Origin of the sequence: Pseudomonas sp. RIT-PI-q (genome assembly GCF_001297125.1) — a bacterium.
GTDB lineage: Bacteria > Pseudomonadota > Gammaproteobacteria > Pseudomonadales > Pseudomonadaceae > Aquipseudomonas.
The window spans coordinates 408,970-434,631 of the sequence record NZ_LHPC01000028.1 but is presented as its reverse complement, the minus strand read 5'-3'; the positions used below and the strand labels follow the sequence as shown (position 1 = coordinate 434,631).

The following is a 25,662-nucleotide window of genomic DNA, read 5'->3' as shown; positions in this document are numbered from 1 at the left end:
CCGCCAAAGGAGCCTGCCATGCTGATTGTTGCCGACGAAAATATCCCGCTGCTTGATGAATTCTTCCAGGGTTTCGGTGAAATCCGCCGGGTGCCGGGACGTTCCATCGACCGTGCCACCGTCGAACAGGCCGATGTATTGCTGGTGCGCTCGGTGACCAACGTCAACCGTGCGCTGCTGGAAGGTAGCAAAGTGCGCTTTGTTGGCACCTGCACCATCGGCACGGATCACCTGGACCTGGATTATTTCAAACAGGCTGACATTGCCTGGTCGAGCGCGCCCGGCTGCAATGCCCGTGGCGTCGTCGACTACGTGCTCGGCAGCTTGCTGACACTGGCTGAAATCGAAGGCGCCGACCTGACTCAGCGCACCTACGGCGTGGTCGGTGCGGGTGAAGTGGGCGGCCGCCTGGTCAAGGTTCTGCAAGGCCTGGGCTGGAACGTGCTGGTCTGCGATCCGCTACGACAAGCTGTTGAAGGTGGCGATTTCGTCAGCCTCGAACAGATCATCGAACAGTGCGACGTCATCAGTCTGCACACGCCGTTGAAGAAGCACGGCGCTCAGGCGACCTGGCATCTGTTCGATAAAAACCGCTTGAACCAACTCAAATCCGGCACGTGGCTGATCAACGCCAGTCGTGGCCCGGTGGTGGATAACGCGGCCCTGCGGCAAGTGCTGCTGCAGCGCGAAGACCTGCAAGCAGTGCTGGACGTCTGGGAAGGTGAGCCGGAGGTTGATGTCGCATTGGCCGAACTCTGCGTGCTGGCCACCCCGCACATTGCTGGTTATAGCCTGGATGGCAAGCAACGAGGGACGGCGCAGATCTATCAGGCCTATTGCCAGTTCCTCGGGCAACCGGAGCAGGTCAGCTTGAGCGATTTGCTGCCGGCGCCGTGGTTGTCGCATGTGACCTTGAACGCTGACAGCGATCCGGCCTGGGCGCTGGCGATGGTGTGCCGTGGCGTGTACGACCCGCGCCGTGACGATGCAGATTTTCGCCGCAGTCTTGTAGGCAGTATCAACGAGCAGCGTGCGGCGTTTGATGCGCTGCGCAAGCATTATCCGCTGCGGCGAGAGATTGATGGGTTGAAGGTGCGGATCGATGGGGATTCGCCGGCATTGCAGAAAATCGTGGCGGCGTTGGGTTCAACGGCAGTCTAGGGACCTCGTTGGCTTTATCGCGGGCAAGCCTCGCTCCTACAGGTTTTGAATCTCGCTCCCCTGTAGGAGCGAGGCTTGCCCGCGAAGGCTGCGCCACAATTGCCGGATCAGCCCCCATAAAAAACCCGGCCATCAGGGCCGGGTCAAGAAGACGGTGGCTATATCAATCTTGTTTGGCAGGCTTGACCAATCGCTGTTCCAGTTCGCGGCAGGCGTCCTGGATCATGCCTTCAGTGATCGGTACTTCGCGCCCATCCTTATCGATAATTGAGCAACCCAGAGACTGGTCTGGCTGTGTGCGGATCACTTGAACTTTGTCATCGCTGCTGTTTTGCAAGGACATGGCCTGTCTCCTCATCAGGTTGTGTGCTTACTGTAGAACCGCCAAGTGACCGGGCTGTGACAACTCCCTGCGATCTTTCCAGGGCGGCAATACCAGTCCACCAGAAATACCGCGACCTTGCCACCCGGACTTTAGACCAATAGCGTCTAGCCGCTAGTCTTTGCGGACATAATTAACCTGACTCATTGTGATTTACAAAGTTCTACCCATTGCGGTGTAGGCTGGCCCAACTAACTGTTCTGTTGCGTACCTGGATGATCCCGATGCTCTCTGCCCGTCACCGCCGTGCGATTCGCCTGGCCAGTCGTTTCCTCGCGCCGTATCGCTGGCCGGCGTTCGGTGCCTTGCTCGCGTTGATCGTTACTGCAGGCATCACCTTGTCCATGGGGCAGGGCATTCGCCTGCTGGTGGATCAGGGTTTCATGACTCAATCGCCGCATTTGCTCAACCAGTCCATCGGCCTGTTCATGCTGCTGGTGATCGGGCTGGCAATCGGCACGTTCGCGCGTTTTTACCTGGTGTCATGGATCGGTGAGCGGGTTGTCGCGGACATCCGCAGTCAGGTGTTCAACCATCTGATCTACCTGCATCCGGGTTTCTACGAGGACAACCGCAGCTCCGAGATCCAGTCGCGTTTGACCGCTGATACCACATTGCTGCAATCGGTAATCGGCTCTTCGCTGTCGCTGTTTTTGCGCAATCTGCTGATGGTGATTGGTGGCATCGTGTTGCTGTTTATCACCAACCCCAAGCTCACCAGTATTGTGGTGGTTGCCTTGCCGTTGGTGATCGCGCCGATCCTGATTTTCGGTCGCCGGGTACGCAACTTGTCGCGCCTGAGTCAGGACCGGATTGCCGATATCGGCAGCTACGTTTCCGAAACCCTGGGCCAGATCAAAACCGTGCAAGCCTACAACCATCAGGTCCAGGACGAGCAGCGATTTGCCGTTACCGTAGAAGAGGCTTTCAACACCGCCCGTAAACGCATCTTCCAGCGTGCCTGGCTGATTACCCTGGTGATCGTGCTAGTGCTGGGCGCGGTCGGTGTGATGCTTTGGGTCGGCGGCATGGACGTGATCGCCGGGCGGATTTCGGCGGGTGAACTGGCGGCGTTTGTGTTTTATAGCCTGATCGTCGGCAGCGCTTTCGGCACATTGAGTGAAGTGATCGGCGAACTGCAGCGAGCCGCTGGCGCCGCCGAGCGGATCGCCGAGTTACTGCGTTCGGAAAACATAATCCAGCGGCCAGCCACTGGCCTGGTGACCTTGCCCGAGCGGGTGAAGGGCGATCTGGTGCTGCAGGATGTACGTTTTTCCTACCCGTCGCGTCCTGAAAGTTACGCCGTCGATGGCTTGAACCTGACCATCAACGCCGGCGAAACCCTTGCGCTTGTAGGGCCGTCCGGTGCCGGCAAGTCGACGGTGTATGACCTGTTGCTGCGTTTTTACGACCCGTGTGGAGGACGCATCCTGCTCGATGGCGTGCCACTGACTCAACTTGATCCGCTGGACCTGCGCCGCTGCTTCGCCCTGGTTTCGCAAAACCCGGCGCTGTTTTTCGGCAGCATCGAAGAGAACATCCGCTACGGCAACCCGACGGCCACCCTGGCCCAGGTTCAGGAAGCGGCAAAAATTGCCTACGCCCATGACTTCATCGAGCAAATGCCCAACGGCTACCAGACTCATCTAGGCGACGGTGGCCTCGGATTGTCCGGCGGCCAGCGCCAACGCCTGGCCATCGCCCGCGCATTGCTGGTGGACGCGCCGATCCTGCTGCTCGACGAAGCCACCAGCGCCCTCGATGCCCAGAGCGAACACCTGATCCAGCAAGCCCTGCCGAGCCTGATGAAAAACCGCACCACCCTGGTCATCGCCCATCGCCTGGCCACGGTGAAAAACGCCGACCGTATCGCCGTGATGGATCAAGGGAAACTGGTGGCGGTGGGGACACATCAAGCGTTGATTGCGAGCAATGCGCTGTATGCACGGTTGGCGGCATTGCAGTTCAGTGACGGGCACGAGGCGGCATGAATCAGCACTGCTGAATACTGTCGGGTTCGGGCATTATGTCGGCCTCAGTTGCGAGCCTGGATGAGGATATGAGCCGTTATCAACCGCCGTTGACCCTGACCACGAAAATGTTGGCGCTGGTCGCCGAAATCAGCGAGCAAATTGGTCAGCTTACGGCTATGGACGAACGCCTGCAGACGCCTCAGTTACGTCGTAGCAATCGAATTCGTACGATTCAGGCTTCCTTGGCCATCGAGAACAATACCCTCAGTATCGAGCAGGTGACGGCCGTTTTGGCGGGGCAGCGAGTGCTGGGATTGCCTCGGGAAATCCAGGAGGTGCGTAATGCCTTTGCGGCCTACGAAACCATGCCGGATTGGCAGCCGAGTACCCGAACCGACTTGCTTCGAGCCCATGAGTTGCTGATGGGCGGATTGATTGACGACTGCGGACAGTTTCGTCGAGCCGGTGTTGGCATCTACCGTGGCGATAAATTGGTCCACATGGCGCCACCACCGAGTCGCGTTGTGCACTTGGTGGAAGACTTGTTGGCGTGGCTTGGCGCTTCTGATTGGCATCCGCTGATCATCAGTTGCGTTTTCCATTACGAATTCGAATTTATCCATCCGTTCGTCGACGGCAATGGACGCATGGGGCGTCTTTGGCAGACCTTGATACTGAGTCAGTGGCGTCCGGTGTTGGCTTATCTGCCAGTCGAAGCCGTGATTCGAGAGCAGCAGGACGACTATTACGCGGCATTATCGGCAGCCGATCAGTTGGCTGAATCGACGCCTTTTGTCGAGTTCATGCTGCAAGCATTGAGTCTTGCACTAGCGGAAGCGACCCGGAGCGAACCAGTAACCGACCCAGTAACCGACCCAGTAACCGACCAAGTAGCGAAAGTGCTTTGGGCGCTCCATGGCGGTAACTCGCTCAAGGTTAATGAATTGATGGCAGAGGTCGGTTTGACTCATAAGGCGAACTTCCGGGCTAACTATCTCAGACCGGCATTGGTCGCAAATTTGATCGAGATGACCGAGCCAAATTCACCTAACAGTCCGGCTCAACGGTATCGTTTGACCAGACTCGGCAAGGCCTCCGTGCCGCCTGGTTCGGCGTAGGAGTTGCCGAAGGCTGCGATCTTTTGGTCCTCGTTTTGAGCGCGCCATAAAAAATGCCCACATCAATCGATGCGGGCATTTTTTGTTGGTGGATCAGAGCAAGATCAATAGGTGATCATTGATCATCAAAATACCGCTCATGCCAATCCACCAGCGGCTGTGGCGAATTGAGCTTCTGGCCGTAGATCACCGAGTATGACAATACGTTTTGCACGTACTGGCGGGTTTCGTCGAACGGGATGCTTTCCACCCACACGTCGAAGCTCAGGTGATCGGCACCGCGCAGCCATTGGCGCACGCGGCCGGGGCCGGCGTTGTAGGCGGCGGAGGCGAGGACGCGGTTGCCATTGAACTGACTGTGGACCTGACTCAGGTAAGCGGCACCGAGCTGGATGTTCTTGTCCGGGTCGAGCACTTGCTGTGGCGAGGCCAGTGGAATGCTGAACTTGCGCGCGGTTTCCTTGGCGGTGCCGGGCATCAATTGCATCAGGCCGCTGGCGCCGACGCCGGAGCGGGCGTCGTCCATGAAGGCACTTTCCTGACGAGTGATGGCGAACACCCAGCTTGAGTGCAGGCCACGAATCTTGGCTTCCCGGACCAGGGTTTCGCGGTGGGCCATCGGGAAGCGGATGTCCAGGTCATCCCAATATTGCGCCTGACTGATGGTGCGGATGGCCGGGAAATACCATTTCAGGTCGTAGGCCAGTTTCGCCTGGGCGACCATTTCGTCACGGCTGAAGTGGCGGCTGACGTGATACCACTCACGGCGACCATCGACGATTTGCCCACGGGCGTGTAGTTCCAGGGCGCGACGGACGCCGGGGGTATTGCGAACCTTGTTGATCAGCGCCTGGCTGAGCACCAGCGGCTTATTGACCAGCGAATAGGGCAGCTGCGAGCGATCGGCGGCGAGGAAACCGTAGAAGTCACGTTCGCGAGCGAGACCTTTGTACAACGTCTGCGCTTCCGGATTTTGCGGTTGCGCCAGTTCCAGGCTGCGGGCCTGCCAGTAGCGCCAGCGGTTGGTGGTCGCCAGGTCCTGAGGCAGGCGGCGGGTCAACTGATAGGCATCGTCCCAGCGGGCCAGACGCAACAGCAGGCGCAGGCGCCATTCGGACACGGTGTTGTCACGCAATTCCGGGTCGTACTTGGTCATCACGTCCAGCGCGCGGCTGTCGTAGCGCCGTGCGAGGGTCAGCCCGATTTCCCGGGCGATCGCGACTTTTTCGTCACGGGAGAAGTGCATGCTGCTGGCATAACCGTCGAGCAGGTCCATGGCCTTGTCCGGGTCCTGGCGTGCCAGGCGACGCAGGCCGAGGCTGACGACATCGGACATCGGTTCGTCGGCCGGGATGAAGCGCGACGGCTGGTTCAGCAGCTCGGGTTTCTGCGCCACATCCACCAGCAAGCGCCCGCGAGGGGCGAGGGTGGTCAGGCCGTTGACCAGGCTGTTGGCCAGCGGATAGTTGCGTGCCTGGGCGGCAAGCTTGGTGCGTTCCCAGCGTTTCTGTTCGGTGAGCTGGCCTTCGGCCGCCCATTGCCCGAACAGCGCATCGCATGCGGCCGGTTGCGACTTGCCGGTGAGCCAGAGTTTATTGGCGTTGGCGTAACCTTCGGCTTTCTGGTTATGACCGATTTGATACTGCGCGTTCAGGCAGTCCAGTTCGGTGAAATTGAGCTTGGGGTCGTAATACTTGACGAAGGGCGCCCAGTCGCCGCGCTCGGCCAGCCAGCGCAACCAGCGCAGCTTCATCCAGTTGGCTTGCGGCAGGTCGCCGTGTTCGGCGAGGAATTTCTCGATTTCGGCATTGCTCGCGGTTTTAAGGCGCGCGGTCAGCTCGTCATACGCAAGGTAGGGTTCCAGCGGATAATCGCTGAGGGCCTGGCTGTAACGAAAGTAAGGGCCGGTATCGCCCTTGGCCAAGGCGCGCTTGGCTTCATCGTAATACTGGCGTTGGGTGGACAGGTCCACCGCCTGGGCTGAGTGGATGGCAGTGGCAGAGAGAAGCAAACAAGACAAAAGACTGAAAAGGCGACTGCGCATGAGACGTCCGGGCAGAGAAATCATGACAAGTGCGGGCATTGCCCGCACTGAATTGTTTGTAGCTTAGCCTTTTGCCAGCAACGGGCGAAAGCTTTGCCGGCCTGCCAGCATAAGTTCGCAACAATTGTCATGCAGAGTGCCACGAAGGTGAAATTGCCGGCCTTCTGAAGCCTCAAGTCAGGTAGAATGCGCGCCCGGTTTTTGGAGAAGCTCATGACCCTGCTCAAATTCAGCGATGTGTCCCTTGCTTTCGGCGCTATGCCGTTGTTGGACAAGGTGTCCTGGCAGATCGCCCGTGGTGAGCGGGTGTGCATCATCGGCCGCAACGGCACTGGCAAGTCCAGCATGATGAAGCTCGTCAAGGGCGACCAGAAGCCCGATGAAGGCTCCGTTTGGCGCGCACCTGGCCTCAAGATTGGCGAATTGCCGCAAGAATTGCCGGTAGCCGACGAGCGGACCGTGTTCGACGTGGTGGCTGAAGGCCTGGACGGTGTTGGCGAGCTGCTTGCGCAGTATCATCACCTGAGCCAGAACATCGTCACCGACGCCGACCTGGACAAACTGATGCACGTCCAGCACGACCTCGAAGCCCGTGACGGCTGGCGTTTGCAGCAACTGGTCGACAGTACCTTGAGCCGTTTGCAGTTGCCGGCCGACAAGACCCTCGCCGAGTTGTCCGGCGGCTGGCGTCGTCGCGTCCTGCTGGCTCAGGCCCTGGTTTCCGAACCGGACCTGCTGCTGCTCGACGAACCGACCAACCACCTGGACATCGGTGCGATTGCCTGGCTTGAAGAAGCGCTGAAGGATTTTCAGGGCGCCGTGCTGTTCATCACGCACGACCGTTCCTTCCTGCAGAACCTTGCGACCCGCATTCTGGAACTGGATCGCGGCGGCCTGATCGACTGGAACGGCGACTACGCCAGTTTCCTCGTGCACAAGGAAGCGAGCCTGGCGGCTGAAGAAACCGCGAACGCGCTGTTTGACAAGAAACTGGCCCAGGAAGAAGTCTGGATCCGCCAGGGCATCAAGGCTCGTCGCACCCGTAACGAAGGCCGCGTGCGCGCCCTGAAAGCCCTGCGCGTCGAGCGCAGCGAACGTCGCGAGCGTACCGGCAAGGCCAACATTCAGCTGGATACCGCCGACAAGTCCGGCAAGCAGGTAATGGTCCTCGAGAACGTAAGTTTCGCGCATCCGGGCGGCCCGTTCCTGATCAAGGATTTCTCGATGGTCCTGACGCGCGGCGACCGTATCGGTCTGCTTGGCGCCAATGGTACAGGCAAGACCACACTGCTCAAGCTGATGCTCAGCGGCCTGCAACCGACCAGCGGCACAGTGGAAGAGGGGACGCGCATCGACGTGGCTTACTTCGACCAATTGCGCCATCAGCTGGATCTGGAAAAGACCGTGATCGACAACGTGGCCGAAGGGCGCGACTTCATCGATATCGATGGTCAGAGCCGTCACGTGCTGAGCTACCTCGGTGACTTCCTGTTCAGCCCACAGCGTGCGCGCACGCCGGTCAAGGCGCTGTCCGGTGGTGAGCGTGCCCGTCTGTTGCTGGCTAAATTGTTCAGTAAACCGGCGAACTTGCTGGTCCTCGACGAACCGACCAACGACCTCGACGTCGAAACCCTCGAGCTGCTTGAAGAGGTCTTGCTGACCTTCAACGGCACCGTGCTGATGGTCAGCCACGACCGGGCATTCCTCGACAACGTGGTGACCAGCACCCTGGTCTTCGAAGGTGAAGGCAAGGTTCGCGAATACGTCGGTGGTTATCAGGACTGGCTGCGTCAGGGCGGCTCGCCGCGCCTGTTGGGCGTGACCGAGAGCAAATCCGGCAAGGCTGACCTGACCTCTGCGGTCGTGACGGCTGAAGCTGCGCCAGTGGCGGCGGTAGAAGCGCCCGTGGCGAAGAAGAAGCTCAGCTACAAGCTGCAACGTGAGCTGGAAATGTTGCCGGCTCAGATCGAAGCCATGGAAAAACAGATCGCTGCTGTTGAAGCGCAAATGGCGGATGCCGGTTTCTACCAGCGTCCTGCTGCCGAGACGGCTGCTGTGATCGCTCAACTGGAGCAGCTGCAGGCTGAGCTCGACATCATGGTCGAGCGTTGGGCCGAGTTGGATGCCTGACTGATCCTGCTGTAAAAAAGCCCGGCGTTCAGTAATGACCGCCGGGCTTTTCATATGCGTTGAGCCCCTGTAGGAGCTGGCTTGCCAGCGAATGCTGCCTACCTGACACACCGAGGTGCGACATTCGCCAGCAAGCCGGCTCCTACAGGATTAGCTATCAGCTTTTGATCAGGCGCACCGCGAGCACATCACAAGGCGCACCATGCAGTACATCATTGGCGGTGGAACCCAGCAGCAGCGCCAGGCCATGCCGACCGTGACTGCCCACCACGATCAGGTCGCAGGTTTGTTCCTTGGCCAGGTGGTGAATCTCCTGGCGTGGCTGGCCGTAGGTCAGGTGGCTGTATTCCTTGGAGAGTTCCGGGTACTTCACGATCAGTCGGTCCAGGCGCTCTCGGGCCTGATCGAACTGCTGTTGTTGCAGTTGTGACAGGTCCATCGGCACGTCGCCGCCAAAGGCCATGGCCATCGGCTCGACAATGTGTACCAGGGACAACTTCGCCCCGTTGCTCACTGACAGTTCGCGAGCGCGGTGGATTACAGGATCGCACTCTTCGGTTAGATCTACAGCGACCAGAATGTGGTTGTAGGGCATGAGGTGCTCCTCCTGAGGATTGCAATATTGGTAAGTATGGCTGGTTTCAAGCGCATCGGCTCCAAAGTGAATGAATGCGCTCATCAAGAATCGGGAGTACAGATATGACGGTCTGGATAGTGGTGTCAATCCTGCTGGTGGTGTTGAGTCCGCTGGCATGGTTGCGGCCGTCCCGCCACCAGAGCGGGCGCATGGCCCTGCGCATGGAGGCGCGACGCATCGGATTGGCCATGCAACTGGCGCCTCAGGAATGGCCGCACTGGTTGAGCCAGGAGCCGCCGAGCCCGTGCGCCCAGTACCATCGGCCACGACGTGGCAATCAGCCGGCGTGCTGGAGTTACTGGCAAAAAACACCGGGTGTGTGGGTCAATCAGTGGCAGGAGGCCTGCGAGGATCCTGCGTTGTTGATTCATTTCGAAAAATTGCCAGACAACGTTTACAAGATCGAAGCAGACAAGCAGATGATCACGTTGTACTGGGGTGAGAAGGGCGAGGCGACTGTTTTGCAACAAATCGATTCCACCCTCAAGGCACTCGCCTGAAACCCGCTCACAACGAATCGCATTTTTCGACGGTTCGCGCGGACGACTCCCTGTAGGAGCGAGCTTGCTCGCGATGGTCGTCAACGATATCGCTGCAAACCTGACACCCCACGGTGTGCGCAGGTTTATCGCGAGCAAGCTCGCTCCTACAAGAACCCCATCCCCACACCGCAGGCAATAAAAAGCCCGACATCATCATCGGGCTGGAGTTGGCCAGGCAGGCCGGTAATTCGGTGTGGGGCTGATCTTACGCTGGGCGTTCGCCAATAGCGTTGAAATTTTTTCCTCAGGGTCCCGCCAGCGTAGCTTGTTAAACACAGGTTGCAGCGAATTAGGGCGACTTTTCTAACTATTGATCTTATGAATGGCCTCACATGCAGCCGCGTGTTGAAGATCTTCGTGTTACGGAAATGACCGGAAAGTCGCGTTTCAACCCGTATTTTGGGCGATTGACAATTGCCGGAAATTCCGTGAAGGTGACGTACCCAAATCAAACGGGCGTATGAATTGAGCGTTTGTATTACAGACCGCTCCTACAGAATCCCGACTATCGCGTTGGCGGGTGTGCCGGGTGGATTGGCGTAGCATTGACGTTTAACGTCCCTGCCAAGCCATTTGCCTGCGTCCGACGTGTACTGTTCAGCTTCCATATCGTGGAGATCAGTTGATGATTTACGAAGGTAAAGCCATCACGGTTAAGGCTCTTGAAAGTGGCATCGTCGAATTGAAATTCGACCTCAAGGGTGAGTCCGTCAACAAGTTCAACCGTCTAACCCTGAACGAACTGCGTCAGGCCGTAGACACCATCAAGGCAGATGCTTCGATCAAGGGTGTGATCGTCAGCAGTGGCAAGGACGTGTTCATTGTCGGCGCCGACATCACCGAATTTGTCGAGAACTTCAAGCTGCCTGATGCAGAGCTTGTTGCAGGCAACCTCGAAGCCAACAAGATTTTCAGCGATTTCGAAGACCTCAACGTCCCGACTGTCGCCGCGATCAACGGCATCGCTCTGGGTGGCGGTCTGGAAATGTGCCTGGCAGCGGACTTCCGCGTCATGTCCGCTACCGCGAAAATCGGCCTGCCGGAAGTCAAGCTGGGCATCTACCCGGGCTTCGGCGGTACTGTGCGCCTGCCGCGCATCATCGGTGCCGATAACGCCATCGAGTGGATTGCCGCGGGTAAGGAAAACCGTGCTGAAGACGCGCTGAAAGTCGGCGCCGTCGATGCCGTGGTTGCTCCCGAGAAGCTTGCGGAAGCGGCACTGAACCTAATCAAAGGCGCCATCTCCGGCGAATTCGATTACAAGGCCAAGCGTCAGCCAAAGCTTGAAAAACTCAAGCTCAACGCCATCGAACAGATGATGTCGTTCGAAACCGCCAAAGGTTTCGTGGCTGGTCAAGCTGGCCCGAACTACCCGGCCCCGGTCGAAGCGATCAAGACTATCCAGAAAGCCGCGAACTTCGGTCGCGACAAGGCGCTGGAAGTCGAAGCTGCAGGTTTCGTCAAACTGGCCAAGACCTCTGCCGCGCAGAGCTTGATCGGTCTGTTCCTGAACGATCAGGAGCTGAAGAAAAAGGCCAAGGCCTACGACGAAATCGCCAAGGACGTGAAGCAGGCCGCCGTATTGGGCGCCGGCATCATGGGTGGCGGTATCGCTTATCAGTCGGCCTCCAAAGGTACGCCGATCCTGATGAAAGACATCAACGAGCACGGCATCGAGCAAGGCCTGGCTGAAGCCGCCAAGCTGCTGGTGAGCCGCGTTGATAAAGGTCGCATGACGGCGGCGAAAATGGCTGAAGTGCTCAACGGCATTCGCCCGACGCTGTCCTACGGTGATTTCGGTCACGTCGACCTGGTCGTCGAAGCAGTCGTCGAGAACCCGAAGGTCAAGCAAGCCGTTCTGGCCGAAGTCGAAGACAAGGTCAAAGAGGACACCATCCTCGCGTCCAACACCTCGACCATTTCCATCACCTTGCTGGCAAAAGCCCTCAAGCGTCCGGAAAACTTCGTCGGCATGCACTTCTTCAACCCGGTGCACATGATGCCGCTGGTTGAAGTGATCCGTGGCGAGAAGTCCAGCGAACTGGCCGTTGCCACCACCGTTGCCTACGCCAAGAAAATGGGCAAGAACCCGATCGTCGTCAACGACTGCCCGGGCTTCCTGGTCAACCGCGTACTGTTCCCGTACTTCGGCGGTTTCGCCAAGCTGGTCAGCGCCGGTGTGGACTTCGTCCGCATCGACAAGGTCATGGAGAAATTCGGCTGGCCAATGGGCCCGGCATACCTGATGGACGTGGTCGGCATCGACACCGGCCACCACGGTCGTGACGTGATGGCTGAAGGCTTCCCGGACCGCATGAAAGACGACCGCCGCTCGGCTGTCGACGTGCTCTACGAAGCCAAGCGCCTGGGCCAGAAGAACGGCAAGGGCTTCTACGCCTACGAGACCGACAAGAAGGGCAAGCAGAAGAAAGTGGCCGATCCGTCGGTACTGGAAGTGCTCAAGCCAATCATCTTTGAACAGCGCGAAGTCACCGACGAAGACATCATCAACTGGATGATGATCCCGCTGTGCCTGGAAACCGTGCGTTGCCTGGAAGACGGCATCGTCGAAACCGCTGCCGAAGCCGACATGGGTCTGGTCTACGGTATTGGTTTCCCTCCATTCCGTGGCGGTGCGCTGCGCTACATCGATTCGCTTGGTGTTGCAGAGTTCGTTGCCCTGGCTGACCAGTACGCTGATTTGGGCGCGCTGTACCACCCGACCGCGAAGCTGCGCGAAATGGCCAAAAACGGCCAGAGCTTCTTCGGTTAAGCGCCCCCAACTAGAGTGAGAGTGAATATATGAGCTTGAATCCTAGAGACGTCGTGATTGTCGACTTCGGTCGTACTCCGATGGGCCGCTCCAAGGGCGGCATGCACCGCAACACCCGCGCCGAAGACATGTCGGCGCACCTGATCAGCAAATTGCTGGAACGTAACGTCAAGGTCGACCCGAACGAAGTCGAAGACGTGATCTGGGGCTGTGTGAACCAGACCCTGGAGCAGGGCTGGAACATCGCTCGCATGGCGTCACTGATGACTCAGATCCCGCATACCGCTGCCGGCCAGACCGTCAGTCGTCTGTGTGGCTCGTCGATGAGTGCCCTGCACACCGCCGCGCAAGCGATCATGACCGGTAACGGTGACGTGTTCGTGGTGGGCGGCGTCGAGCATATGGGCCACGTGAGCATGATGCACGGTGTCGATCCGAACCCGCACATGTCCCTGTACGCGGCGAAAGCCTCGGGCATGATGGGCCTGACCGCTGAAATGCTCGGCAAAATGCACGGCATCACTCGCGAACAACAGGACGCTTTTGGCGTGCGCTCCCACCAACTCGCCCACAAGGCGACCGTGGAAGGCAAGTTCAAAGACGAAATCATCCCGATGCAGGGCTATGACGAGAACGGTTTCCTGAAACTGTTCGACTACGACGAAACCATTCGTCCGGAAACTACCCTGGAAAGCCTGGCGGCACTCAAGCCTGCTTTCAATCCAAAGGGCGGCACCGTGACAGCCGGTACTTCGTCGCAGATCACTGACGGTGCTTCGTGCATGATCGTGATGTCGGCGCAGCGTGCACAGGACCTGGGTATCCAGCCTCTGGCGGTGATTCGTTCGATGGCAGTGGCAGGTGTGGACCCGGCAATCATGGGCTATGGTCCAGTACCGGCGACTCAGAAAGCACTGAAGCGCGCGGGTCTTGGCATTAACGATATCGACTTCTTCGAGCTCAACGAAGCTTTCGCCGCACAGGCCCTGCCAGTGCTGAAAGATTTGAAAGTGCTCGACAAGATGAACGAGAAGGTTAACCTGCACGGCGGTGCAATCGCCCTGGGTCACCCATTCGGTTGCTCCGGTGCGCGGATCTCCGGCACTCTGTTGAACGTGATGAAGCAAAATGGCGGCACCTTCGGGGTAGCCACCATGTGCATTGGTCTCGGCCAAGGCATCTCCACCGTCTTCGAACGCGTTTAAGCGTCTCGTTGCCGGAAGCCGGGGCCAAGTGCCCCGGTTTTTGTTTTTCTGAATTTATTTTTGTTTTTATTTTGCAAAGATTTGAGTGAGGGCCAAACCATGCCGATACAACCTGGGCTCTACCAACATTACAAAGGTCCGCAGTACCGTGTTTTCAGTATTGCGCGGCATTCGGAAACCGAAGAAGAAGTGGTCTTCTACCAAGCCCTGTATGGCGATTACGGCTTTTGGGTACGTCCCTTGAGCATGTTCCTGGAGTCGGTCGAGGTTGACGGCGAACAGGTGCCACGCTTTGCTTTGGTGCAAGCCGAACCGAGCCTTTTTTCCAAGCCATAAGCTGAGTGCGCGCAAAACCCTGCGCTTGACCTCACCTTGTAGCCACTATATATAGCGGTGCCGCGTCAGGCGCCAACCGCCTTTCACTTCTAGAATTCAGGAATTTTCTGATCCATGGGCAAATCGCTGGTCATTGTGGAATCCCCGGCTAAGGCCAAGACCATCAACAAGTATCTGGGTAACCAATACGTGGTGAAGTCGAGTATCGGCCATATCCGAGACCTGCCCACCAGCGGTTCGGCTAGCGCCAGCAAAGAGCCAGCCGCCAAGCGCGGCAAGGCCGCCGCGGGTGAAGGTCCGGTGCTCACGCCGAAAGAGAAAGCGCGCAAGCAGCTGGTCTCGCGCATGGGTGTCGATCCCGATCATGGCTGGAAAGCCAAGTACGAGATCCTCCCGGGCAAGGAAAAGGTCATCGAAGAGCTGCGCCGGCTCGCCAAAGATGCTGACACCATCTATCTCGCAACCGACTTGGATCGCGAGGGGGAAGCCATTGCCTGGCACCTGCGCGAAGCCATCGGTGGTGACGACAGCCGCTACAAGCGCGTGGTGTTCAACGAAATCACCAAGAAGGCGATTCAGGAGGCCTTCTCCAAGCCGGGCGAGCTGGACATCGACCGTGTAAATGCCCAGCAGGCGCGTCGTTTCCTCGATCGCGTGGTGGGTTACATGGTTTCGCCGCTGCTGTGGGCCAAGGTCGCTCGCGGCCTGTCCGCCGGTCGTGTGCAATCGGTCGCCGTGAAGCTGGTGGTCGAGCGTGAACGTGAAATCCGTGCGTTCAACCCCGAAGAATACTGGGAAGTCCACGCCGACCTCGGCACCGCCAAGGGCGCCACCGTGCGCTTTGACGTGGCGCGTGAGAAAGGCGAAGCCTTCAAGCCGCTCAACGAAGCCCAGGCCATGGCCGCGCTGGAGAAGCTCAAGGCTTCCAGCTACAGCATCGTCAAGCGCGAAGACAAGCCGACCAGCAGCAAGCCATCGGCGCCGTTCATCACGTCCACCCTGCAACAGGCTGCAAGCAACCGCCTGGGCTTCGGTGTGAAGAAGACCATGATGATGGCCCAGCGTTTGTACGAAGCCGGCTACATCACGTACATGCGTACCGACTCCACCAACCTCTCGGTTGATGCGGTGGCGATGGCGCGTACTTATATTGAAGGCGAGTTCGGCAAGAAGTACCTGCCGGAAACCCCGAACGTCTACAGCAGCAAGGAAGGCGCACAAGAGGCTCACGAAGCGATTCGTCCGTCCGACGCCAACACCGAGCCAAGCAAGCTGTCGGGCATGGAGCGTGATGCTGAGCGGCTCTACGAGCTGATCTGGCGCCAGTTCCTCGCTTGCCAGATGCTGCCGGCGCAATACCTGTCGACCACGGTCACCGTCGGTGCCGGCGATTTCGAGCTGCGCGCCAAGGGCCGCATCCTGAAGTTTGACGGTTACACCCGCGTCATGCCGCAAATCGCCAAGCCGGGTGATGACGACGTGCTGCCGGACATGGCCCAGGGCGACGCGATGAGGCTGATCAAGCTTGATCCGACCCAGCACTTCACCAAACCGCCTGCGCGTTACTCGGAAGCGAGCCTGGTTAAAGAGATGGAAAAACGCGGCATCGGTCGTCCTTCGACCTACGCGGCGATCATTTCTACCATCCAGGACCGTGGCTACGTAGCGCTGCATAACCGTCGTTTCTATTCGGAAAAGATGGGCGACATCGTTACCGAGCGTCTGGCTGAAAGTTTCTCCAATCTCATGGACTACGGCTTTACCGCCGGCATGGAAGAGAACCTCGATGACGTGGCCCAGGGCGAACGCGACTGGAAAAACGTGCTCGACGAGTTCTACGGCGACTTCAAGAAGAAACTCGAAGTAGCCGAAAGCGCCGAAGGCGGCATGCGCGCCAACCAGCCGGTGATGACTGACATTCCGTGCGTGGTGTGCGGTCGTCCGATGCAGATTCGTACCGCATCGACCGGCGTGTTCCTCGGTTGCTCGGGCTACAGCCTGCCACCCAAAGAACGCTGCAAGGCCACCGTCAACCTGGTGCCGGGCGATGAAATCGCCGCGGACGACGAGGGTGAATCGGAATCCCTGGTTCTGCGCGGCAAGCACCGCTGCCCGATCTGCAGCACGGCGATGGACGCTTACCTGCTCGACGAGAAACGCAAGCTGCACATCTGCGGTAACAACCCGGATTGCGACGGCTACGAAGTTGAAGAGGGCACCTATCGCATCAAGGGCTACGAAGGTCCGAGCCTGGAGTGCGACAAGTGCGGCAGTGAGATGCAGCTCAAGACCGGCCGTTTCGGCAAGTTCTTCGGTTGCACCAACGCGACCTGCAAGAACACCCGCAAACTGCTGAAAAGCGGTGACGCGGCGCCGCCGAAGATGGACCCGGTGAAGATGCCTGAGCTGAAATGCGAAAAGGTCAACGACACCTACATCCTGCGCGACGGTGCTTCCGGCCTGTTCCTGGCGGCCAGCCAATTCCCGAAAAACCGCGAGACCCGTGCTCCGCTGGTAATCGAGATCGTGCCGCACAAGGATGAGATCGATCCGAAGTACCACTTCCTCTGCGAAGCGCCGAAGAAAGATCCGGACGGCCTGCCTGCAGTGATCCGTTACAGCCGCAAGACCAAAGAGCAGTACGTGCAGACTGAAGTCGACGGTAAGCCGACTGGCTGGAAGGCGTACTACGACGGCGGCAAGTGGACGGTTGAAGACAAGCGTCCGGCTGCCAAGGCTTAAAAGACGCTGAATGCAAAAGGCCGCATGCTAACCCTCGGGTTTTCATGCGGCCTTTTTGTTCCGCCCCCTGTAGGAGCGAGCTCGCTCGCGATGGTCGTTAACGAAAACGCGTGCTTTCTGGATATGCGCGGCGCTCTGAAGTCCATCGCGAGCAAGCTCGCTCCTACAGAGAGCGAAGCAAGGTCCGTTGCATTACAGGCCGCATGACAACCTTCGGGTCTTCATGCGGCCTTTTTGTTCCGCCCCCTGTAGGAGCGAGCTCGCTCGCGATGGTCGTTAACGAAAACGCGTGCTTTCTGGATATACGCGGCGCTCTGAAGTCCATCGCGAGCAAGCTCGCTCCTACAGAGAGCGAAGCAAGGTCCGTTGCATTACAGGCCGCATGACAACCTTCGGGTCTTCATGCGGCCTTTTTTTTCCGCCCCCTGTAGGAGCGAGCTCGCTCGCGATGGTCGTTAACGAAAACGCGTGCTTTCTGGATATACGCGGCGCTCTATGGTCCATCGCAAGCAAGTTCGCTCCTACCGGGGGCACGTAGACAGTGCTTGCGATAGGCAGAGCTGATCCGCGACACTGTCCGACCTGCGTGAAGCAATTATTTCGTTGTGGAGGCTGCCGTCATGGCCCACGAACTCTATACCCGTACCAACCAGAAGATTTATTTCGCTGGTCTGTCGCTTGAAGCACTCGCCAAAGCCGAAGAGGGGCGGGCGATGAACTCCCTGGCGCTGATTCAGGCTGGGCGCGAATCGGCATTGTTTCACCTGTACGGTGCGCTGCTGGGGCTGTGCCACGAAATCGCTGGCTTCTATCGACTGCCACAGGCCAATGCGCCTCGGGCCGAGATGCTGCTAACCCGCGAAGTGCTGGAAGCGATCGCCATTCCAGAAATGGCTGAAATGGTCGAGTTGGCCAATAATCGGGAAACCTGGCTGGCCAAACTGCTGGCGGCCCATGCAGCGCTGTTTCAACCACCTCGGGCGCCGCATAAACCCAAGGGCGATGTGACGCAGCCACTGATCCTGGCGGTTAACCTGGATGAGGAAGAAGCACCTCAAGAGTTGAGTCGGGAAGAGCTGGAGAGCTGGCGTCAGAACCTCAAGGGCCTGGCGATTCGGTTTCGCGAAGGGCTGAACGAGTGCTAAAGGATTGAGCGTTTTGACGGATAACCTGAGAGGTTGTCCGTTCAGGGAAGAGTGCTGTCGGATACTTCTCTTCTTGATGGCATCTGGTCAAGATCCCGAGCGAACCCTGACTGATGCCTATATAATCCCCGCCTTTCGTGGAGAACAAACCTTTATGCCAACGTCCTTTCTAGAAATTGTCGAGTTGCCAGACGGCCGAATTGAGCTGCGCAGGGCCGAGGACGAGGGTTCTCTGGTTACTTTGGATTTCTCCGAGGATGCCAAAGCGTTCCTGCAAGGCCAGCACGTGGAAGTCGCCAAGGCGATGTTGAGCGTCGGCGTTCAGATGGCCGGACGTCTGGTTGAAGGTGATTTCAACACGGATGAGGCTGCGCGGGTTCTACATTGATCCCGCTCGTCGGTTTCTTGCGGATACCACTTCAGATCGGCTTCTCTGTCCTTGGAGAAGCCCCGCGCTGTTCCAGGCGCGCATTGTTTATCAATTAACCCAGTCGAATATTCAGACTTTGTGCGTCCCCGGTCCGGGCGGCGCTGATCAACTGTTGCCGTGAGGTTGTGTTCAACGGGTTGAGCCAGCTGACGACCGTGTGGCTGCGCCCCAGGCGAAGGGCTTCGCAGGTCAGTTGCTGAGCGCTCTGGGTGCCGCGCGGTTGCAGCAGCAGGATGCGTTCGCGATTCAGGCCGGCATCCCGCAACCAGGCTTGGGTCAGGCTGGCTGGCGGGGCGATCAACGTCAACCAGCGCGCATCCTGATCCTGGCTCAGTTCCCTGAGGATGGGCGCCAGAAGGTTCAGGCAGTTCCCGGCTGCACCACGCAGCGACAGCTCGCTGAAGACTTCCGGTTCTGCGCTCCAGGGCGACTCGACCACGTCTTTCAGAATCGGCGCCAACGGCTGCACCATGAACGCCTCGAACAACGGCAGTTGGGCTTGCTGTGATGTGTGTGGGAACTGCATAAAGCCTCCTTTAGCGGCGAATGACGCCGACACTCAAGCCTTCGATCACCAGTTCCTGATCTTTCAGGTTGACTTCGATAGGGGCGAACTCAGGGTTTTCAGCCATTAACCAGACTTTGCTGCCGTCGCGCTTGAAGCGCTTGACGGTGACTTCGTCGCCGATACGCGCCACCACGATCTGGCCGTTGCGGGCTTCACGGGTGGTATGGACGGCCAGCAGGTCGCCGTCGAAGATGCCCACGTCCTTCATGCTCATGCCATGGACCCGAAGTAGATAATCGGCCCGAGGATGGAAAAACGAAGGATTGATGTTGCAGGACTCTTCGATGTGCTGCTGGGCGAGAATGGGTGCACCGGCAGCCACGCGACCAATGATCGGCAGGGTGGACTCATCGGCCTTGGCTTCGAAGCCGGGGATGCGAATGCCACGGGAAGCGCCAGGCGTCATCTCGATCGCACCCTTGCGGGCCAGCGCCTTGAGGTGTTCTTCCGCCGCGTTGGGCGACTTGAAACCCAGTTCCTGAGCGATTTCCGCACGGGTCGGCGGGTAGCCGTTGTCTTCTAGGCAGCGTTTGATGAAGGCCAGAATCTCTGCTTGGCGTGGCGTCAGCTTTAGCATATTGATCGCTCTGTCTTTTTATACAGTGACTGGGATTATATACAGTGAAACGGTCTTGGCAATGCCCCTTTTTTTGTCGGCCGCCAGACGGTCGAGCAGCCTGCTTATTAATGCTTCGCCGTTGTATGGTTAAATAGCTGACCGACCATTCCCAAAACGAACCGCCAGGCTTGACAAGGCCGGGGCTGAAACGTATGTTTCAAACAAGTGTTTGTCAGGCGGAGTAGCCATGGCCCAGTCGGAAACCGTTGAACGCATTCTCGATGCTGCCGAGCAGTTGTTCGCGGAAAAAGGTTTCGCCGAAACCTCGTTGCGTTTGATCACCAGCAAGGCCGGTGTCAATCTGGCGGCGGTGAACTATCACTTCGGGTCGAAGAAGGCGCTGATCCAGGCGGTTTTCTCGCGTTTTCTTGGACCGTTCTGCTTAAGTCTCGATAAAGAGCTGGAGCGGCGTCAGGCCAAGCCAGAGAACAAGCCGACACTTGAAGAATTGCTGGAAATCCTCGTCGAGCAGGCCTTGGTGGTACAGCCACGCAGCGGCAACGATCTCTCCATCTTCATGCGCTTGCTGGGTCTGGCCTTCAGTCAGAGCCAGGGGCACTTGCGCCGGTATCTGGAAGACATGTACGGCAAGGTGTTCCGTCGCTACATGATGCTGGTCAATGACGCTGCACCGCGTATTCCGCCGATTGAATTGTTCTGGCGTGTGCACTTCATGCTCGGTGCTGCTGCGTTCAGCATGTCCGGGATCAAGGCCTTGCGCGCAATTGCCGAGACCGACTTCGGTGTGAATACCTCGATCGAGCAAGTGATGCGCCTGATGGTGCCGTTCCTGGCCGCTGGCATGCGTGCCGAAACCGGTGTCACCGACACGGCCATGGCCACCGCGCAATTGCGGCCGCGCAGTAAATCGACCCCGGTTGCCGCCAAGGTTTAACCGCACACGGGTGGGCGCAGCAGCTTACATCCGCTAAGCTAGCCGCCCATGCCGACTCTCGTTCTGAACCCGCTTCCACTCAATTTTGCCGACCTGCCGGGCACAGCCCATGGCGGCGAATGGGTGCGTGTCGGGTTTATCGTTATCAAGGAATCTCTATGACTGCTGGCCTGCAAGGCTCGTTGATGGTGGACGTCGCCGGTACCTGGCTGACGGCTGAAGATCGCCAACTGTTGCGTCAACCCGAAGTGGGTGGCCTGATCATTTTTGCCCGCAACATCGAGCACCCGCGCCAGGTACGCGAGCTGAGCGCCGCAATCCGCGCCGTTCGTCCTGACCTGCTGCTGGCTGTTGACCAGGAGGGCGGTCGGGTCCAGCGTCTGCGTCAGGGCTTCGTGCGACTGCCGGCCATGCGCGCCATTGCCGACAACCCGAATGCCGAGTACCTGGCCGAACAGTGCGGCTGGATCATGGCGACTGAAGTTCTCGCGGTAGGTCTCGACCTGAGTTTCGCCCCGGTGCTTGATCTGGATTACCAGCGCAGCGCCGTGGTCGGCACCCGCTCGTTCGAAGGTGACCCCGAGCGCGCGGCACTGCTGGCCGGTGCCTTTATTCGCGGCATGAACAGCGCCGGCATGGCCGCCACCGGCAAGCATTTTCCCGGTCACGGCTGGGCCGAGGCGGATTCCCACGTCGCGATTCCAAACGATGAGCGCAGCCTCGACGAGATCCGCGCCAACGACCTGGTGCCATTCGCCAAATTGAGCCAGCAACTGGCCGCTGTCATGCCGGCGCACGTCATTTATCCACAAGTTGATTCCCAGCCCGCCGGCTTCTCCCGCCGCTGGTTGCAGGACATTCTGCGCGGCGAGTTGCAGTTCGATGGCGTGATCTTCAGCGACGACCTGTCGATGGCCGGCGCTCATGTGGTCGGCGATGCGGCCAGCCGTATCGAAGCCGCGCTGACCGCCGGTTGCGACATGGGCCTGGTGTGTAACGACCGTGCAGCCGCAGAATTGGCCCTGAGCGCTGCACAGCGTTTGAAGGTCAAGCCGTCGCCGCGAATTGCACGGATGCGCGGGCAGTCGTTCGCCGGCATCGAATACCGCCAAGACCCGCGCTGGCTCACAGCTATCGGCGCGCTCAAAGAAGCTCAACTGATTGATTGAGGACTGTTCGCCATGACGGTTTACGCGATTATCGGTGGCACCGGCCTGACTCAACTCGAAGGCCTGAGTATTCGTCAGTCATTGACCGTGGACACCCCGTACGGCGCGCCCTCGGCCGAGGTGCAGATCGGCGAGTTCGGGGGCAAGGAAGTGCTGTTCCTCGCACGTCATGGTCATCCTCACCGGTTTCCGCCGCATCAGGTCAACTACCGCGCCAACCTCTGGGCGTTGAAGCAGGCCGGCGCCGAAGCGATTCTGGCGGTCAACGCCGTGGGCGGGATTCATGTGGCGATGGGGACCGGGCACTTCTGCGTGCCGCATCAACTGATCGATTACACTAGCGGTCGCGAACACACCTATTTCGCCGATGACCTGGAGCAGGTCACCCACATTGACTTCAGCTACCCCTACAGCGAGCCGCTGCGTCAGCAGTTAATCGCCGCGTTGGCGGCTGAAGGCGTTGGCTATAGTGGACAGGGCGTGTACGCCTGCACCCAAGGGCCGAGGCTGGAAACAGCCGCTGAAATCGCCAGGCTGGAACGTGACGGCTGCGACATTGTCGGCATGACCGGCATGCCGGAAGCGGCGCTGGCCCGTGAGCTGGAACTGGATTATGCCTGTCTGGCACTGGTGGTGAACCCGGCGGCGGGCAAGTCCACGTCGGTGATCACCATGGCCGAGATCGAGCAGGCATTGCGAGACGGCATGGGCAAGGTTCAGTCGACGTTGGCGCGGGTGTTGGCGGGTTGAACATCAACGTTCAGGTGGTGTGTCTGGCCGCTTCACGATTCATTTGGTTTTAAGCGGCGTTGATCCCATGACGACAATAATTGAGCAACTTCATGCGCTACCATGGGCAAAGGTGTTCAGTCATTGGCCGGGGCGGTGCTGGAAGGCGGAACGACGGGCGGCGGGAAGCTTGAGCAGGGTGATATTGAGGCGTTGTTTGCGCCGTTGTCTGATCCCAAGCGCTGATAGCGCGTTTCTTCAGTTATTACTCGGGTGAGGCCATCGCGGGCAAGCCACGCTCCCACAAGTTCAGTGATCACCCTGTGGGAGCGGGCTTGCCCGCGATAGCTATCTTTCTGGCGCCATGGACTTCAACGTTTCTCCAGCTTATCCGGCAATGGCGCAAACAACGCTTCAATATCATCGCTCTGCAACTTCCAGTCCCCGGCCGAGCGTCCATCCAGTACGCCCGCCGCCAGGTCGGATTTTTCCTTTTGCAGGTGCTGAATCTTCTCTTCCACCGTGCCCCGGGCAATCATCTTGTAGACGAACACCGGTTTCTCCTGGCCGATACGATAAGCCCGGTCGGTCGCCTGGTTTTCCGTCGCCGGGTTCCACCACGGATCGTAGTGAATCACCGTGTCGGCTTCGGTCAGGTTCAGCCCCACACCACCGGCCTTCAAACTAATCAGAAAGATCTGACGCTTGCCGCTCTGGAAATCCTTCACCGGTGCGCGCCGGTCGCGTGTCTGCCCGGTCAACAGGGCATATTCAACCCCGCGTTTTTTCAGTTCGGCTTCGATCAGCGCCAGCATTGAGGTGAACTGCGAGAACAGCAGAATCCGCCGACCTTCTTCGAACAGTTCCTCAAGCATTTCCATCAGGCTATCGAGCTTGCCCGAGGTGCTACCGCGAGTCGGCAGTGCGGCGTCGTTGACCAGGCGCAAATCGCAGCACACCTGGCGCAACTTCAGCAGCGCTTCAAGAATGATGATCTGGCTGCGCGCCACGCCTTTGCGGGTGATCTCGTCGCGGACTTTCTTGTCCATGGCCAGGCGCATGGTTTCGTACACATCGCGCTGGGCTTCGTTGAGCTCGACCCAATGGATGATCTCGGTTTTCGGTGGCAACTCGGTGGCCACCTGTTCCTTGGTGCGGCGCAACAGGAACGGTTTGATCCGACCGTTGAGGTGCTGAAGTCTTACTTCGCTGGCGCGCTTTTCAATGGGTACGCGGTAATCGCGGTTGAAGCTTTTGACGTCACCGAGCCAGCCGGGCAGCAGGAAGTGAAACAGCGACCACAACTCGCCCAAGTGGTTTTCCAGCGGCGTGCCACTCAGGCACAGACGCTGGCGAGCATTCAACTCGCGGGCAGCCTGGGCGGCCTTGCTGTTCGGATTCTTGATGTACTGCGCTTCATCCAGCACCAGCACGTGCAGCGGCTGGGCGGCCAGGCGTTCGACGTCTTTGGGCAGCAGCGCGTAGGTGGTCAGGATCAGGTCGTAATCGGCCAGGTGCTCAAAGTGTTTCTTGCGGCTGGCACCGTACAACGCCAGCACGTTGAGTTGCGGCGTGAAGTGCGCCGCTTCGTCGAGCCAATTCGGGATCAGGCTGGTGGGCATCACCACCATGCACGGCCGGTCCAGGCGTCCGGCGTTTTTCTCGCTGAGAATGTGCGCCAGGGTTTGTAGGGTTTTGCCCAGGCCCATGTCGTCCGCAAGGATTCCGCCGACTTCCAGTTGCCGCAGCGACTGCATCCAGCTCAGGCCTTCCAGCTGATACGGACGCAAAGTCGCGTTCAAGCCTTCCGGTGTCGTGGCAGTGAAATCCTTGATGTCGCGCAAACGCTGGGCAAAGGTGCGGATCTGCTCGCCACCTTCCCAGAGCAGCGGCAAGTCTTCCAGTGGATTCAACCGCGTGGCATCGGCCTTGCTCAGGCGCAGCGTCGTTTCGCCTGGCCCTTGCAGATAGAACTCGCCGAGGGTCGCCAGTACCGGTTTCAAACGACCGAAGGGCAGGGCGACTTGCAGTGGCCCGTACTCGGAGTTCGGGCGGTTGGGGATGTTTACCAGAATCAACTCATCGTCGCGCCGACGGGCGAGGCGTTCCGGGTTGAGGATTTCGGTGTGAGAACGCATCAGGTTCAACAGGATCGGCAGCAGGCTCAGCCGCTCACCATTGACGATGATCCCCAGCTCCAGATCGAACCAGTCACGCTCCGGCACCTGTTCGACGGTGGCGTACCAGTCGTCGACGGCGGTCAGGTCGAAACCGAAATCCTCGTCGATCTGCAACTCCCAGCCCTGCGCTCGCAGCTTCGGCAACTCATTGAGGGTGAACGTCAGCCAGGCACTGTCGTTGACCATCTCGAAGAGCTCGCCGGCGCTTTCCGGCAAGGCCTTGCTTTGTCGGGTGGCGACCTTGAAGCCGAGGATTCGTAGCTGTTCCCTGTAGGTCTGTTCAACTTCCGGGTGGCGTTTTATCCGCAGCGTCTGAGCTTCCTGACGAATCAGGATATCGGCGTTCTTCTGCCCGGATACGTATTCATCCAGATAGCTGAAGGACAGCGCCGCGCGATGCTGGATGTAACGCTGCATCTTGCCGTTGCGCGGTTCAAAGGCGCTGAACTCGATGCTCGCCAGCCACAGGCGCGGCACCGGTTGCACGTTATCCACCAGCACTTGCGGCGGCGCTTTCGGGCTGCGGTTTTCCAGCACGGCCGAAAGCTTCTCGAGCAGTTCGGCGTCTTGTGCGGCAGCGGGGTAGGCCAGGGTTTCCTGGACTTTGAGCAGCACTGCCGCGCAATGTTTGCAATTGCTGTGCACCGGGCAGGTGCAGGTGGCGTCGATCATCAGCAGTGTGGCTTTGGCCGACTCGCGCAGGCGAATGGTCTGACGGTAAACGTTACCGCCAGAGCCTTCACACGCGGCGATGATCGTCGCGTCGCCGGCCTCGACGATCCTGACGCGGTTTTCCAGGGCGTAGCGGCGGCCACGCTCCAGGCTCTGTTCCTTGAATCGGCTGACCCAGGAAGGTGCGAGGGGTTTGCTCAGGGTCGGCATAA

The 25,662-nt window shown here is 59.0% G+C and carries 21 protein-coding genes; 15 read left to right on the top strand and 6 right to left on the bottom strand.

The annotated features are described in order from the left end of the window. Positions 1 to 18: 18 nt before the first annotated feature. Complete coding sequence (gene pdxB, locus AEQ67_RS14590) at positions 19 to 1,161, top strand: 4-phosphoerythronate dehydrogenase PdxB (RefSeq protein WP_059404535.1); 1,143 nt, start codon at positions 19 to 21, stop codon at positions 1,159 to 1,161. A 163-nt stretch (positions 1,162 to 1,324) separates the two neighbouring features. Here the strand turns inward: pdxB and AEQ67_RS14585 are convergent, their stop codons facing one another. Further along, complete coding sequence (locus tag AEQ67_RS14585; protein ID WP_059404534.1) at positions 1,325 to 1,504, bottom strand: PA1571 family protein; 180 nt, start codon at positions 1,502 to 1,504, stop codon at positions 1,325 to 1,327. Between the two features lie 254 nt (positions 1,505 to 1,758). On the opposite strand from AEQ67_RS14585, the gene AEQ67_RS14580 reads away from it, so the two are divergent. Together AEQ67_RS14580 and AEQ67_RS14575 are read left to right on the top strand one after the other, a co-directional pair. Then, positions 1,759 to 3,534: an ABC transporter transmembrane domain-containing protein gene (locus AEQ67_RS14580; protein ID WP_161807468.1), complete on the top strand. Its 1,776-nt coding sequence runs from the start codon at positions 1,759 to 1,761 to the stop codon at positions 3,532 to 3,534. Between the two features lie 68 nt (positions 3,535 to 3,602). After that, on the top strand, positions 3,603 to 4,634 hold the full coding sequence (locus tag AEQ67_RS14575) for a Fic family protein (protein WP_059404532.1): 1,032 nt from the start codon (positions 3,603 to 3,605) through the stop codon (positions 4,632 to 4,634). A gap of 115 nt (positions 4,635 to 4,749) precedes the next feature. Here the strand turns inward: AEQ67_RS14575 and AEQ67_RS14570 are convergent, their stop codons facing one another. After that, the gene (locus AEQ67_RS14570) at positions 4,750 to 6,678 is read right to left on the bottom strand and encodes a transglycosylase SLT domain-containing protein (RefSeq protein WP_059404531.1); all 1,929 of its coding nucleotides are present in this window, start codon (positions 6,676 to 6,678) and stop codon (positions 4,750 to 4,752) included. A 213-nt stretch (positions 6,679 to 6,891) separates the two neighbouring features. Between AEQ67_RS14570 and AEQ67_RS14560 the strand changes: the two genes are divergently transcribed. Further along, on the top strand, positions 6,892 to 8,808 hold the full coding sequence (locus tag AEQ67_RS14560) for an ATP-binding cassette domain-containing protein (RefSeq protein ID WP_059404529.1): 1,917 nt from the start codon (positions 6,892 to 6,894) through the stop codon (positions 8,806 to 8,808). A 157-nt stretch (positions 8,809 to 8,965) separates the two neighbouring features. On the opposite strand, the gene AEQ67_RS14555 is transcribed toward AEQ67_RS14560, so the two are convergent. Further along, entirely contained in the window at positions 8,966 to 9,403 is a 438-nt protein-coding gene (locus AEQ67_RS14555; RefSeq protein WP_059404528.1) for a universal stress protein, read from the bottom strand. A 104-nt stretch (positions 9,404 to 9,507) separates the two neighbouring features. On the opposite strand from AEQ67_RS14555, the gene AEQ67_RS14550 reads away from it, so the two are divergent. From AEQ67_RS14550 to AEQ67_RS14520, 7 genes are all read left to right on the top strand, one after another. Continuing rightward, positions 9,508 to 9,945 (top strand): hypothetical protein, encoded by a 438-nt coding sequence (locus AEQ67_RS14550; RefSeq protein ID WP_059404527.1) that lies wholly within the window; start codon positions 9,508 to 9,510, stop codon positions 9,943 to 9,945. Between the two features lie 667 nt (positions 9,946 to 10,612). After that, positions 10,613 to 12,760, top strand: a complete 2,148-nt coding sequence (fadB, locus tag AEQ67_RS14545) for a fatty acid oxidation complex subunit alpha FadB (protein ID WP_059404526.1) — start codon at positions 10,613 to 10,615, stop codon at positions 12,758 to 12,760. A 29-nt stretch (positions 12,761 to 12,789) separates the two neighbouring features. Then, positions 12,790 to 13,965: an acetyl-CoA C-acyltransferase FadA gene (gene fadA / locus AEQ67_RS14540; protein WP_008028488.1), complete on the top strand. Its 1,176-nt coding sequence runs from the start codon at positions 12,790 to 12,792 to the stop codon at positions 13,963 to 13,965. Between the two features lie 99 nt (positions 13,966 to 14,064). Continuing rightward, a complete protein-coding gene (locus AEQ67_RS14535) occupies positions 14,065 to 14,301 on the top strand; it encodes a DUF1653 domain-containing protein (protein WP_046047845.1) in 237 nt (78 codons plus the stop codon). Between the two features lie 114 nt (positions 14,302 to 14,415). After that, a complete protein-coding gene (gene topA / locus AEQ67_RS14530; RefSeq protein WP_059404525.1) occupies positions 14,416 to 17,043 on the top strand; it encodes a type I DNA topoisomerase in 2,628 nt (875 codons plus the stop codon). Positions 17,044 to 17,663: 620 nt separating this feature from the next. After that, a complete protein-coding gene (locus tag AEQ67_RS14525; protein WP_059404524.1) occupies positions 17,664 to 18,188 on the top strand; it encodes a DUF6586 family protein in 525 nt (174 codons plus the stop codon). Positions 18,189 to 18,342: 154 nt separating this feature from the next. Further along, positions 18,343 to 18,576: a hypothetical protein gene (locus tag AEQ67_RS14520; RefSeq protein ID WP_059404724.1), complete on the top strand. Its 234-nt coding sequence runs from the start codon at positions 18,343 to 18,345 to the stop codon at positions 18,574 to 18,576. A 94-nt stretch (positions 18,577 to 18,670) separates the two neighbouring features. Here AEQ67_RS14520 and sulA read toward each other — a convergent pair whose 3' ends face one another. Both sulA and lexA read right to left on the bottom strand, forming a co-directional pair. Then, complete coding sequence (gene sulA / locus AEQ67_RS14515) at positions 18,671 to 19,144, bottom strand: SOS-induced cell division inhibitor SulA (protein WP_059404523.1); 474 nt, start codon at positions 19,142 to 19,144, stop codon at positions 18,671 to 18,673. A gap of 10 nt (positions 19,145 to 19,154) precedes the next feature. Beyond that, positions 19,155 to 19,763, bottom strand: a complete 609-nt coding sequence (gene lexA, locus AEQ67_RS14510; RefSeq protein ID WP_059404522.1) for a transcriptional repressor LexA — start codon at positions 19,761 to 19,763, stop codon at positions 19,155 to 19,157. A 229-nt stretch (positions 19,764 to 19,992) separates the two neighbouring features. Between lexA and AEQ67_RS14505 the strand changes: the two genes are divergently transcribed. The 4 genes from AEQ67_RS14505 (at position 19,993) to AEQ67_RS36505 (ending at position 22,844) form a co-directional block, all read left to right on the top strand. Continuing rightward, positions 19,993 to 20,700: a TetR/AcrR family transcriptional regulator gene (locus AEQ67_RS14505; RefSeq protein WP_059404521.1), complete on the top strand. Its 708-nt coding sequence runs from the start codon at positions 19,993 to 19,995 to the stop codon at positions 20,698 to 20,700. A 158-nt stretch (positions 20,701 to 20,858) separates the two neighbouring features. Beyond that, positions 20,859 to 21,869 carry a beta-N-acetylhexosaminidase gene (gene nagZ, locus AEQ67_RS14500; protein WP_059404520.1) on the top strand — a complete coding sequence of 337 codons (1,011 nt, stop codon included), beginning with the start codon at positions 20,859 to 20,861 and terminating at the stop codon, positions 21,867 to 21,869. A 12-nt stretch (positions 21,870 to 21,881) separates the two neighbouring features. Next, positions 21,882 to 22,619, top strand: coding sequence for an S-methyl-5'-thioinosine phosphorylase (locus AEQ67_RS14495; protein WP_059404519.1), 738 nt, complete (start codon positions 21,882 to 21,884; stop codon positions 22,617 to 22,619). Positions 22,620 to 22,721: 102 nt separating this feature from the next. Beyond that, the gene (locus AEQ67_RS36505) at positions 22,722 to 22,844 is read left to right on the top strand and encodes a hypothetical protein (RefSeq protein WP_269084732.1); all 123 of its coding nucleotides are present in this window, start codon (positions 22,722 to 22,724) and stop codon (positions 22,842 to 22,844) included. Between the two features lie 125 nt (positions 22,845 to 22,969). Here AEQ67_RS36505 and AEQ67_RS14490 read toward each other — a convergent pair whose 3' ends face one another. After that, the gene (locus AEQ67_RS14490) at positions 22,970 to 25,660 is read right to left on the bottom strand and encodes a DEAD/DEAH box helicase (protein WP_059404518.1); all 2,691 of its coding nucleotides are present in this window, start codon (positions 25,658 to 25,660) and stop codon (positions 22,970 to 22,972) included. Positions 25,661 to 25,662: the final 2 nt, after the last annotated feature.